Source organism: Paraburkholderia graminis C4D1M, from assembly GCF_000172415.1.
In the GTDB taxonomy this organism is placed as follows: domain Bacteria; phylum Pseudomonadota; class Gammaproteobacteria; order Burkholderiales; family Burkholderiaceae; genus Paraburkholderia; species Paraburkholderia graminis.
This window is the reverse complement of sequence record NZ_ABLD01000004.1, coordinates 250,748-262,176: the sequence shown is the minus strand read 5'-3', so window position 1 is coordinate 262,176 and position 11,429 is coordinate 250,748. Positions and strand designations below refer to the sequence as shown.

Sequence of the window (11,429 nt, the reverse complement as noted above, 5' to 3'; positions counted from 1 at the left end):
ACGCTGAACGAACGCCGTTACGCGGTGTTCATAAACGAGAGGCACAATCGAGCGACGCCTGATGATTATCGCGCCGATCCGCCGACGGATGCCATCGGCCGATTGGCTATAATGGCGCATTCCGCACTGTCCGGCCGCAGCGCTCGCGTTCGGGGCGAGTTTTCATCATGCATCGCCTCGGGCCACGCGCCGCATGCCGTGCTCCGAATTCCATCTGACCAGAGAGCGCTCATGAGCTTCAATAACGTCCCCGCAGGGAAAGACCTTCCGCAAGATTTCAACGTCATCATCGAAATCCCGGCGCAAAGCGACCCGGTGAAGTACGAAGCCGACAAGGACCTGGGCCTGCTCGTCGTCGACCGTTTCATCAGCACCGGCATGCGCTATCCGGCCAACTACGGCTTCATTCCGCAAACGCTGTCGGGCGACGGCGACCCGGTCGACGTGCTGGTGATCACGCCGTTCCCGCTGCTGGCAGGCTCGGTGGTTCGCGCCCGCGCGCTCGGCATGCTGCAAATGACCGACGAATCGGGCGTGGACGCGAAGCTGATTGCCGTGCCGCACGACAAGATCTGCCCGATGACCGCAAGCCTGAAGTCGATCGACGACGTGCCGGCCTACCTCAAGGACCAGATCAAGCACTTCTTCGAGCAATACAAGGCGCTGGAGAAGGGCAAGTGGGTGAAGGTCGAAGGCTGGGCCGACATGGAAGCCGCGCACAAGGAAATCAGCGAAGGCGTGGCGAACTACAAGAAGTAAATGGCTCTGGCGCGCCGATGAGATCGAATCATCGGCCCGCCAAGTAAGACGCCAGACGCCAGCCAGGTGCACAAAACCGCGCGAGCCGGAACGGGCCGCGCGGTTTTTTATTGCAATTGCAGCCGAGGCACGCTCGTATAGCCCAACTGCATCGCGCGGATGAACCGAAGCCATTTTTATATCCAGGTATAAACCCTTATGATTTGTGACCGCGTCGGATTGTCCCGACCGCGGCCCAATCTGCCATTGCCCAGCCACACGCCGCCTCAGGAGCCCACTGTCCGGATGACGAACCGCAAGTCCAACACGCCGCGTCCCTTGCCTCGCTGGTCGAATCGGCTGTATGCGATCGCCACGGCGATCTATCGCAAGCGGCCGGTGTGGATGGTGTCGTTCTCCGCCAGCGAGGCCAGTCTCTCCGAAGGCTTGCGCGCCGCGTGCGCATCGACGGCGATGCTCGCGCTCGGCAACTTGCTGCACGATCCGGTCTTCGCGTGGGCCGCGATCGGCGCGTTCTGGACCTGTCTCGCCGATGCCGCCGGTTCAAACCGCGCCCGCTTTGCATCGATGATGGGCTTCGCGCTGCTCTCCACCGCATGCGGCGGGCTCACCGCTTTCGCGTCGGCGAGCGGCACGGTGGTTGCCGCGCTCGCAGTCCTCGTCTTCACGAGCCTTGGCGCGTTCGGCCGCATCTGGGGCGCGGCGACCTCGCAAGTGACGATTCTCGCCGCGACCGCCTGCGTCGTGATGGTCGACCGGCCGATGCACGACGTCCGCGAAGGGCTCGCGTTTCTCGGCGTCTATCTGATCGGCTGCCTGTTCGCGGTCGCGTTGAGCCTGACCGTGTGGCGCATTCAGCCGTTTGGCGCAAGCCGCGCTTCGTTACGCACGGTGTATCTGCGGCTCGCGGACATTGCGTTCGACAGCGCGCGTCTGCTGCAGCAGCGCAGCACGCCGCGCGAATGGGCGACGCATGCCGCGCAGTTTCGCGCCGATGCGCGCGCGGCGCTCGAGCGCTCGCGCAAGGCGCTGGCGCGCGTGCCGCCGACGCGAACCGCCGCGCGCGAGACCTACGACGCGCTGCTCGGCTTGCTGACGGAAGGCGAGGCGTTGTTCGCGTATCTGATCGCCGTCTCCGGCGCGTGCGAAAAAATGCCCGGCGACGAACACCACGCTCGCCACATCAGACGCGCGGCGCGTCTTCTCACGGCGCTGGGCGAGACGCTGCGCAACATCGGCGCCGATGCAAACGAAGCGCGCTGGACGCATCTCGTGAAATTGCAGTTGCGCTTGCGCCGGCTCGCGCGGCGTCTTGAAACCGCGCTGATGGAGCCGGTCAAGCTGAAGTCCGACTTCGAACTCGTCGACTTCACGCCGGTACAGGCGCCGCCGCATTTCTTAGGGAGTGTCGCGATCACGTTGGCGCGGGTCTGGTCGACGCTGAAGGCAAACCTGTCGCTGGAGTCGGTCGGCTTGCGCCATGCGGCGCGCGTCGGCGTGACGACGACCGCGGGCTTTGTCGTGATCCGCGTGCTCGGCTTGCCGTTCGGCTATTGGGCGACCATGGCGACGCTGCTGATCTTGCAACCTTCGATTGCCGCGACCTGGCCGCGCAGCATCGAGCGCGCGGCGGGCAGCATTGTCGGCGGCGTGCTGGCGGCGGGCATCGGCTATGCGATTCATTCGCCGCTCGGCATTTCGCTCGCGGTCTTTCCGCTGGTGATGGCGACGATGGCCTTGCGCCCCGTCAGCTACAGCTTGTTCGTGTTGTTCCTCACGCCGACGTTCGTGCTCGTGGCCGACTTCGCGACGCCCGGCGCGAGCGAGATCGCGTATGCGCTCACGCGGCTCGGCAACAATGTGCTCGGCTGCGTGCTCGCGCTGTTCGCCACGTTCTATCTATGGCCGACGCGCGAGAAAACCGATTACCGCGCGTATCTCGGCGACGCCGTGCGCGCCAATCTGGCGTATCTGCTTGCCGCGCTCGAATCGCCGCGTCGCACGGAAAAGGATATGGAGCGCCTGCGCAGGGCGGCGGGCCTCGGCAGCAATAACGCCGAAGAGGCGATCGCGCGGATTCGCCTCGAAAAGCTGGAGCACTCGATGGTCGACACGGTCACGCTGACGGTGCTGAGCGTGCTGCGCAAGATGGCGGGCACGGCGACGCAGTTGCGCTTGAGCGCGAACCGGCGTGAAGCTCACGATGTGCACGCCGAGCTTCGCGCGTGGGTGGAGGCGGTGAGCGCGGACATCGAGGCGTCGCTGAATCGCGCGATCGTGCCGCTACGGCATGAACTGCCGGCGCGCGAGCGTTTGACATCGCTCGAAGCGGATGCAGTGGGCGAGCTTGCGTTGATGCAGCGCTTGCTGACGGAGCGGATGCGCGAAGCGCGGGGGTGATTGGGCGTTAATGAAGCGTGGCTGACGGTGGCACAGTCACCGCCAACTGCTCAGCGAACGCACGCCGTTCACGCCGCGTCGCCTTCGACTTCATCATCATCCAGAGCCGGCTCAGGCTCCGGCATCACCGACTCGAGCGTCCGCCCACCCGCCGCCAGCGTCCGCTTCTGCGCGGGCGTCAAGCGCTTCACCCAATACTCGGCGCGCGACGCGCTCGAACGATCCGCCAGTTCGAACGATGCCAGCACGCGCACCGGCTTGCGCGAACGTGTATAGCGCGCGCCCGCGCCGCTGACGTGCTTTTCGAAACGCGCGTCGACGTCGGTGGCGATGCCGGTGTAGACGCTGCCGTCCGAACATTCGAGCAGATAGAGAAACCACGCCACGGACGCGTCAGCCTTTGAACGGATTGTGTTCGCGCAGCTCGTCCACATAAGCGTGGATGCTGTTCTTTTCGTTGTCGAGGAAGTGGCCGACCGCATCGGCGAAAGCGGGATGCGCGAGCCAGTGCGCCGAGCGCGTCACTGTGGGCAGGAAGCCGCGCGCCATTTTGTGTTCGCCTTGCGCGCCGCCTTCAAAGGCCCCGAGCTTTTCTTCGATGCAGAACTCGAGCGGCTGATAGTACGCGGTCTCGAAGTGCAGACAGGGCACATGTTCGAGCGCGCCCCAGTAACGGCCGTACAGCGTGCCGCCGGTTTTCGCATCGCGCTGATACACGACGAGCGAACTCGCGATCGGCTTGCCTTCGTACTCGGCGATCACGAGCAGCAGATTCTCCGGCATCGACGCGCCGATCATGCGGAAAAAATCGAGGTTCAGATACGGCGTCGAAAAGTGCTCGCGATAAGTCTGCCGATAGCACTTGCTGAAGAAGCGCCAGTCCGCGTCCTGAATGTCTTCGCCGCGAATACGGCGCATCGTGATGCCGGCGTCGTGGACTTTGCGGCGTTCCGCGCGGATGTTCTTGCGCTTCTTCTGTTCGAGCGTCGAAAGAAAATCGTCGAAGTCGCGATAGCCGTCGTTCAACCAGTGAAACTGCACGCCTTCGCGCTGCATCATGCCCATCTCGGTGAGCGCGTTGGCTTCGGTTTCGGTCGGAAAGAGCACATGCAGCGACGACACGTCGGCCTGCTCGGCGAACGCCATCAACGTCGCAGCAAGGTGGCGCAACGCGTGCGAATCGGCGGCGAGCAGGCGGTTGCCTTGCACCGGCGTGAACGGCACGGCGCACAGCAGCTTCGGGTAGTAGGGCAAGCCGTTGCGCTTATAGGCGTCGGCCCAGGCCCAGTCGAACACGTACTCGCCGTATGAGTGGCCCTTCAGATAAACCGGCGCGGCCGCGGCGAGCTTGCCCGTGAGCGGGTCGGTCAGCGTGACGAATTGCGGCGCCCAGCCGGTGTCCGCGACTGCGCAACGGGTCGCGTGCAGCGCGCTCAGGAACTCATGCCGCAGAAACGGCGTGGGTTGCGTCTGCTGCGCGAGGAGGGCGTTCCATTCGGCGGCGTCCACCTCGGAGGGCGACGCCAGAATGCCCGTGCGATAATCAAAGCGTTCCTGATTCAATCTGTGTGACTGTCCCAATGAGCGACGCGGTGCGTCAAGCACGTACTGCGTCGTTCGTTTATCCGAGTTGTCCGTTCCGTCGAGCCCACAACAAGCCGCTTTATTTGCAAGCCCTCCGCAAGCCTTTCGCTTGCCCGTCGATCCTGCCATGAAGACACGAATCGCTCTTGCTCAAATCAATGTCACCGTCGGCGACTTCGCCGGCAACGTCGCGAAGATCGTCGCCGCCGCGCGTGACGCGCACAGCGCCGGCGCGAAGCTGCTGGTCGCGCCCGAACTCGCGCTGTCCGGCTATCCGCCCGAAGATCTGCTGCTGCGCCCCGCGTTTTATACCGCAAGCGCTGCTGCGTTGGCGGACCTCGCGCAACAACTCAAGCAGTTCGCCGGCTTGCATGTGATCGTCGGTCATCCGTTGCGCGACGCTGCTGACAGTGTTGCCAACAGCGCGGCGAGTGGTCATGGTAATGCAAACGCGCCGATCCAGCGCGGCGTGCCGCCGGTCGACACGTTCAACGCGGCGTCGCTGGTGGTGGACGGCCGGATCGCCGGCACGTATCGCAAGCAGGATTTGCCCAATACGGAAGTGTTCGACGAGAAGCGCTACTTCGCGTCCGACGCGCAGCCGTTCGTCTTCGAACTCGACGGCGTGAAGTACGGCGTGGTGATCTGCGAAGACGCGTGGCATGCGTCGGCCGCGCAAATGGCGAAAGCCGCGGGCGCGCAAGTGCTGCTGATCCCGAACGGCTCGCCGTTTCACCTGAACAAGGAAGCGGTGCGCTTCGACATCCTGCGTGCGCGGATTCGCGAGACGGGACTGCCGATGGTCTATGTGAACATGGTCGGCGCGCAGGACGAACTGGTGTTCGACGGCGGCTCGTTCGTGCTCGACGCGCAAGGCGAACTGGTCGCGAAGATGCCGCAGTTCGAGGAAGCGACGGCCTTTGTGGAGTTTGAAAACGCGGTGCCGTTGCGCGGTCATGGCGGTGAAGCGAAGGCCAACGACGCGCAGCTCTTCAGCGGCGCAACCGGCGCCAACCCAGCAATCGCGCCCGAGCTTTCGTTGGAGGCACAGGTCTACGCGGCACTCGTGATGGGCGTGCGCGACTACGTCAACAAGAACGGTTTCCCAGGCGCACTGATTGGCCTCTCGGGCGGCGTCGATTCGGCGCTCGTGCTGGCGGTCGCGTGCGACGCGCTCGGCGCGGATCGGGTGCGCGCGGTGATGATGCCCTCGCGCTACACGGCCGACATCTCCACCACCGACGCCGCCGAGATGGCGCGCCGCGTCGGCGTCCGCTACGACGAAATCGCGATCGCGCCGATGTTCGACGCGTTCCGCAGTTCGCTCGCGCAAGAATTCGAAGGACGCCCGGAAGACGCCACCGAGGAAAACATCCAGGCCCGCATCCGCGGCACGCTCTTGATGGCGCTGTCGAACAAGTTCGGCTCGATCGTCCTCACGACCGGCAACAAGAGCGAGATGGCGGTGGGCTACTGCACCCTCTACGGCGACATGGCGGGCGGCTTTGCGGTGATCAAGGACATCGCGAAGACGCTCGTTTATCGGCTGTGCCACTACCGCAATCAGGCCACGGCCTTCGGCACGCAGAACGTGATTCCCGAGCGCATTCTGACGCGCGCGCCGTCCGCGGAATTGCGCGAGAACCAGACCGACCAGGACAGCTTGCCGCCCTATGACGTGCTCGACGCGATCATGCGCATGTACATGGAAGAGGACCGCTCGCTCGCCGAAATCATCGCCGCGGGTTACGCGGTTGAAGACGTGAAGCGCGTCACGCGCCTCATCAAGATCAACGAGTACAAGCGCCGCCAGGCGCCGATCGGCATTCGCGTCACGCATCGCGCGTTCGGCCGCGACTGGCGCTATCCGATCACGTCGCGCTACACCGAACCGGTGGAATGAATCGGAGCCGCGGGCATTGCGACGCACGCCGGACTGCCGCAAGGCATCCGGCGCGGCGTAGAATAAAAATCATCCATTTCCCTTTCACTCTTCCAGTCACGAGACGAGGTTCGCCATGAAGCGCATCACCGCAGTCATCAAACCGTTCAAACTCGACGAAGTGCGCGAGGCGCTCGCTGAAGTCGGTCTCACGGGCCTGACCGTCACCGAGGTCAAAGGATTCGGCCGGCAGAAAGGCCATACCGAGCTCTATCGTGGTGCAGAGTATGTGGTCGACTTTCTGCCGAAGGTGAAGATCGAGGTCGTCGTCGCGGATAACCAGTGCGACCAGGTGATCGACGCGATCATCGGCGCGGCGCGCACGGGCAAGATCGGCGACGGCAAGATTTTCGTCGCGGACGTGGAGCGCGTGATTCGCATCCGTACCGGCGAAGAAAACGAAGCGGCCGTCTAAGCCGCTCGCGCACCGAAGCGGTGCGCCGGCGCCAGCAGGAAACTTTGCGCAACGTCGACAGAACTCGCGAAGCCTTCGCGCCAATAAAAAACGGTGCGATACCCTTTCGGACATCGCACCGATACGCGCCTCTCGCAGCAGCGTGAAAAAGATTCTCTTGAAGAACTTCTAAGCCCCGAAGGCGCCGCCTTCGGGGAACACCGTTCGATTAGAACGAGTGTTGAATGCCTGCGTACACGCCGGTCTGGCTGTGGCCCGGCAGCGGGTTCTCGTTGTACGAGACCGTGCCGTCCGAAGCGGTGATGTTGCCGCCACGGCCTGCGTTGTTCGCATCCAGACCGAAGTTAGCCGACTTGCTGTTACGCACGGTCGCGACCTGGATGTCCAGCAGCGTGCGCTTGGACAGGTTGTACGAACCGCCGATCGTGTAGATCGTTGCGTTGCCGCCGCCCTTGTTCGCGTTCACGTGATACACAGCCGCGATCAGTGCTGCAGCCGGCGTGGCTTGCCACGTCACACCGCCCCATTCGTGATCGAGCGAGGTCGGCGCAGCGTTTACCGCGCTGGCAGCCGCGGACGTGCGCACTGCCTGATACGCGCCCTGGATCTTGAACTGACCGAGGAACACGTTGAACGCAGCCGTGTACTCGCGCGATGCCGTGAACGGGTCCGTGAAGTTGCCGTTGGTGTTGTTGCGGATTTCGTCGTACATGCCGCGCAACTGGAACAGCGACGAGGTGTACGTCACTTGCAGACCGGCTTCGCGGCCTTGCGGCGTCGTGCCGTTACCGTTCCAGTTCGTCGCGTTCGACAGCGCGTACTGACCGTACACGTCAAAGCCGTAGAACTTCGGCGACTGGTAAGCGATGTTGTTGCTCGATTGCGGCCAGTTGCGGCCACGCACCAGCGACGCCGACGACCAGTTCGACTGACCGAACGGGTCGAAGTCCCACACGCCGTTCGAGATGAAGAGCATGCGGCCCATCGTCAACGTACCGTATGCGCTGTTCGACAGACCGACCGTTGCCCAGCGATTGAAGAGACCGCCGCCGCCAGGACCCTGACCGTTCATCGTGTTGAACGAGCCTTCCAACTGGAACAGGACCTTATTGCCGCCGCCGATGTCCTCGACGCCCTTCATGCCCCACAGGCTCGTGCCCCAGTCACCACTTTCCGCGCGAAAGCGCGAGGTTGAACCGGTATAGTTGGCGTTCGGCAGGCCGCTGATGTATTCGAGACCTGCGTCCAGGCGGCCATACAGCGTTACGCTGCTTTGGGCATGTGCAACAACCCCGGCCGACATCAGCGCAGCGGCGAGCAAAGCTTTCTTCATCTTCTCCTCCATACCCTGTCAAAAAGTGAAACCCAGTACTGCGAATGGTGTTCGGACGCGAGTTGCGCCGAACAGAAATCGGTACCAGGGAGATTAGCGGGCGGATTGGTCTCCTATCCTGACGTGCAGCCTTGGGGCTGTCTGGTCGTCATGCCGATCCCTCGCCGACCGGTTCTCCTCTGTGCTTTGAAGTAAAACTACTTTTAATGAACTTAGTTTTGCTACTTTGGTTACTAATTTATCAAAAATACACTTGAGTGTGAGAAGAAATTAGTACCGGCGTTGACCTGTGTCTCCAAATTGCAATACCGATGTGGGCAAAGACCCATTGCCGCCTGTGTCAAAACGGCTAAAGCCCTTATGCGACAAGGGAATCACGGATCAGCGGGGGCAAGATTAAGGATTGCCACTATTGACGCTTCGGATACGGCAGGGTAGGGGCGAAAAGACGCGTTGGGAGGCGTCCACGCGACGGTTTCGCGGCCGAAAAGCGCGGATTACACAGGTGACCGAAACAAAAAAGGCGCTCGTAAGCGCCTTGTAAAAAGTACTTCGACTACAGCCCGGTCATGAGGCGTTGCGATGAGTCATCGCCAAATCTCAAATACCAGGCTGTGCGATATGTTTTACTACCGCATTGCTATTTCAGACTGCCGGACAGGAACTGCTTCAGGCGCTCACTGCGCGTGTTTTTGAACACCTCGTCGGGGCGGCCTTCTTCTTCGACGCGCCCCTGGTGCAGGAACATCACGTGGTTCGACACGTTGCGCGCAAACGCCATTTCGTGCGTGACGACGATCATGGTGCGGCCTTCCTCGGCGAGCGTCTGCATGACCTTGAGCACTTCGCCGACGAGTTCGGGATCGAGCGCGGAAGTCGGTTCGTCGAACAACATCACGTCGGGATGCATCGCCAATGCGCGCGCGATCGCCACGCGCTGCTGCTGACCGCCCGACAGATGCGACGGATACTGCTTCTCGAGACGCGGCGCGAGGCCCACTTTCTCGAGATATTCGCGCGCGCGGTCTTCGGCTTCCTTGCGCTTTAGGCCGAGCACATGCACGGGCGCCTCGATGATGTTCTCGAGCACGTTCATATGCGACCACAAGTTGAAGTGCTGAAACACCATCGACAGTTTGGTGCGCACGCGCTGCAACTGTTTCGGGTCGGACACGCGCAGCGCGCCCTGGTTGTTCTTTTGCGTGCGCACTTCTTCGCCGTCCACGAAGATGCGGCCGGCGTTCGGCTGTTCGAGAAAGTTGATGCAGCGGAGCATCGTGCTCTTGCCCGAACCGGACGAGCCGATCACGCTGATGACGTCGCCGGCGTTCGCCTTCAGCGAAACGCCTTTGAGGACTTCGTTATCGCCGTACTGTTTATGAAGTTCGTCGACGAAAAGCTTTTGCTTCGTGTTGTTCATCGGGGTCCTTGGGCGTGCTTAACCGCGGGGCGTGTGCCCGCTTATTTGCCTTGCGGCCGCAGGTAAGCGAGCCAGCGGCGCTCGGCGCGGCGGAACAGCCACACGAGCGCGAAAGAAATGCACAGATAGAGCAGGGCGGCAATGCCGAACGCGTTGAACGACTGATACGTCGCCGAGTTCACGTCGCGCGCGATCTTCAGAATGTCCGGCACGGTCGCGGTGAAGGCGACGGTCGTGGCGTGCAGCATCAGAATGACTTCGTTGCTGTAGTACGGCAGCGCGCGGCGCAGCGCCGACGGCAAAATCACGCGCCGGTACAGCGTGAACGACGACATGCCATACGCGCGCGCCGCTTCGATTTCGCCGTACGGCGTGGCCTTGATCGCGCCCGCGAAAATCTCGGTGGTGTACGCGCAGGTGTTCAGCGTGAAGGCGAGCAGCGTGCAATGCATGCCGTCGCGGAAGAACGCGTTGGTCAGCTCGTGATTGCGGATGACTTCGAGGCTGTACAAGCCCGTGTAGCACAGCAGCAACTGCACATAAAGCGGCGTGCCGCGGAAGATGTACGTGTAGAGCCACACGAGACCGGCGAGCCATTTCCTCTTCGAGACGCGCGCCACCGCAAGCGGGATCGACAGGCAGAAGCCGAGTCCGATCGACACCACCAGCAGCCACAGCGTGATCGCGAGACCCGTGAAGCGGTAGCCGTCCGTGTAGAGATAATTGCGCCAGTATTCCTGAATGATCTCGATCATAGATCCGCCTTTCGCACGCCGGTCGAGTAACGCTTTTCGAGGTACATCAGCACGAAGTTCGACACTGTGGTGATGACGAGATAGATCGCCCCCGCAAGCAGGGTGAAGAAGAAGAACCGCAACGTGCCCTTGCCCGCATCTTGCGAAGCCTTGACTACGTCAGCGAGTCCGATGATCGACACGAGCGCCGTGGCCTTCACCATCACCTGCCAGTTATTGCCGATGCCGGGCAGCGCGAAGCGCATCATCTGCGGGAACATGATGCGCGCGAACACCTGCCAGCTCGTCATGCCGTAGGCCGCGCCGGCTTCGAGCTGACCGCGCGGCACCGCGAGAAAGGCGCCGCGGAAGGTTTCGGTGAAGTACGCGCCGTAAATGAAGCCGAGCACCGCGACGCCGGCCACGAACGGGTCGATGTCGATCTGGTCCCAGCCGAGCAGGTCGGTCAGATTGTTGAGCCAGATCTGGATGCTGTAGAAAAGCAGCAGCATGAGCACGAGGTCGGGCACGCCGCGCACGAGCGTCGTATAGACGGTCCCGGCGCCGTGCGAGAAGCGGTTCTTCGACAGTTTCGCCGCCGCGCCGAGAAGGCCCAGCAAGAAAGCGAGCGCCAGTGACAACACCGCCAGCTTGACGGTTTGCCAGGTGCCGTTGAGAAGCAGCGGGCCGTAGCCTTGAAGGAACATAGGGGGTCCTTGACGATGCGCTTGCGGCACACCGCGAAAGACGCGGGCGGCCTGGCGCCGCATGTACCGCGAGCGTGGCTCGCCGTGATCCGCGGCGCACAGCGCACCGCTGTGCAAATCATGACTGCATGGCCG

Annotated in this window: 10 protein-coding genes; 4 read left to right on the top strand and 6 right to left on the bottom strand. The window is 62.6% G+C overall.

Going from position 1 to position 11,429, the window contains the following annotated elements; translation table 11 throughout:
- Positions 1-231 precede the first annotated feature (231 nt).
- Entirely contained in the window at positions 232-759 is a 528-nt protein-coding gene (gene ppa / locus BGRAMDRAFT_RS09255) for an inorganic diphosphatase (RefSeq protein ID WP_006048449.1), read from the top strand.
- Between the two features lie 285 nt (positions 760-1,044).
- Complete coding sequence (locus tag BGRAMDRAFT_RS09250) at positions 1,045-3,159, top strand: FUSC family protein (protein ID WP_006048448.1); 2,115 nt, start codon at positions 1,045-1,047, stop codon at positions 3,157-3,159.
- Positions 3,160-3,227: 68 nt separating this feature from the next.
- On the opposite strand, the gene BGRAMDRAFT_RS09245 is transcribed toward BGRAMDRAFT_RS09250, so the two are convergent.
- Both BGRAMDRAFT_RS09245 and BGRAMDRAFT_RS09240 read right to left on the bottom strand, forming a co-directional pair.
- Complete coding sequence (locus BGRAMDRAFT_RS09245) at positions 3,228-3,545, bottom strand: GIY-YIG nuclease family protein (RefSeq protein ID WP_029970043.1); 318 nt, start codon at positions 3,543-3,545, stop codon at positions 3,228-3,230.
- A 7-nt stretch (positions 3,546-3,552) separates the two neighbouring features.
- A complete protein-coding gene (locus BGRAMDRAFT_RS09240) occupies positions 3,553-4,722 on the bottom strand; it encodes a GNAT family N-acetyltransferase (protein WP_006048446.1) in 1,170 nt (389 codons plus the stop codon).
- Positions 4,723-4,870: 148 nt separating this feature from the next.
- Between BGRAMDRAFT_RS09240 and BGRAMDRAFT_RS09235 the strand changes: the two genes are divergently transcribed.
- Positions 4,871-6,646: an NAD+ synthase gene (locus BGRAMDRAFT_RS09235; protein WP_006048445.1), complete on the top strand. Its 1,776-nt coding sequence runs from the start codon at positions 4,871-4,873 to the stop codon at positions 6,644-6,646.
- Positions 6,647-6,761: 115 nt separating this feature from the next.
- Entirely contained in the window at positions 6,762-7,100 is a 339-nt protein-coding gene (glnK, locus tag BGRAMDRAFT_RS09230) for a P-II family nitrogen regulator (protein WP_006048444.1), read from the top strand.
- Between the two features lie 208 nt (positions 7,101-7,308).
- On the opposite strand, the gene BGRAMDRAFT_RS09225 is transcribed toward glnK, so the two are convergent.
- The 4 genes from BGRAMDRAFT_RS09225 to BGRAMDRAFT_RS09210 all read right to left on the bottom strand — a co-directional run bounded on the left by BGRAMDRAFT_RS09225 (position 7,309) and on the right by BGRAMDRAFT_RS09210 (position 11,294).
- Positions 7,309-8,433 (bottom strand): porin, encoded by a 1,125-nt coding sequence (locus BGRAMDRAFT_RS09225; RefSeq protein WP_006048443.1) that lies wholly within the window; start codon positions 8,431-8,433, stop codon positions 7,309-7,311.
- A 640-nt stretch (positions 8,434-9,073) separates the two neighbouring features.
- Positions 9,074-9,853, bottom strand: a complete 780-nt coding sequence (locus BGRAMDRAFT_RS09220) for an ABC transporter ATP-binding protein (protein ID WP_006048442.1) — start codon at positions 9,851-9,853, stop codon at positions 9,074-9,076.
- A gap of 41 nt (positions 9,854-9,894) precedes the next feature.
- Positions 9,895-10,608, bottom strand: a complete 714-nt coding sequence (locus BGRAMDRAFT_RS09215; protein WP_006048441.1) for an ABC transporter permease — start codon at positions 10,606-10,608, stop codon at positions 9,895-9,897.
- Positions 10,605-11,294, bottom strand: coding sequence for an ABC transporter permease (locus tag BGRAMDRAFT_RS09210; protein WP_006048440.1), 690 nt, complete (start codon positions 11,292-11,294; stop codon positions 10,605-10,607). The genes BGRAMDRAFT_RS09215 and BGRAMDRAFT_RS09210 overlap by 4 nt, the downstream gene beginning before the upstream one ends.
- Positions 11,295-11,429 lie beyond the last annotated feature (135 nt).

What these genes read in the sequence shown, in the direction of transcription:
- ppa (WP_006048449.1), top strand. Translation starts at nt 232, where the DNA reads ATGAGCTTCAATAACGTCCCCGCAGGGAAAGACCTTCCGCAAGATTTC.
- BGRAMDRAFT_RS09250 (WP_006048448.1), top strand. Translation starts at nt 1,045, where the DNA reads ATGACGAACCGCAAGTCCAACACGCCGCGTCCCTTGCCTCGCTGGTCG.
- BGRAMDRAFT_RS09235 (WP_006048445.1), top strand. Translation starts at nt 4,871, where the DNA reads ATGAAGACACGAATCGCTCTTGCTCAAATCAATGTCACCGTCGGCGAC.
- glnK (WP_006048444.1), top strand. Translation starts at nt 6,762, where the DNA reads ATGAAGCGCATCACCGCAGTCATCAAACCGTTCAAACTCGACGAAGTG.
- BGRAMDRAFT_RS09225 (WP_006048443.1), bottom strand. Translation starts at nt 8,433, where the DNA reads ATGAAGAAAGCTTTGCTCGCCGCTGCGCTGATGTCGGCCGGGGTTGTT.
- BGRAMDRAFT_RS09220 (WP_006048442.1), bottom strand. Translation starts at nt 9,853, where the DNA reads ATGAACAACACGAAGCAAAAGCTTTTCGTCGACGAACTTCATAAACAG.
- BGRAMDRAFT_RS09215 (WP_006048441.1), bottom strand. Translation starts at nt 10,608, where the DNA reads ATGATCGAGATCATTCAGGAATACTGGCGCAATTATCTCTACACGGAC.
- BGRAMDRAFT_RS09210 (WP_006048440.1), bottom strand. Translation starts at nt 11,294, where the DNA reads ATGTTCCTTCAAGGCTACGGCCCGCTGCTTCTCAACGGCACCTGGCAA.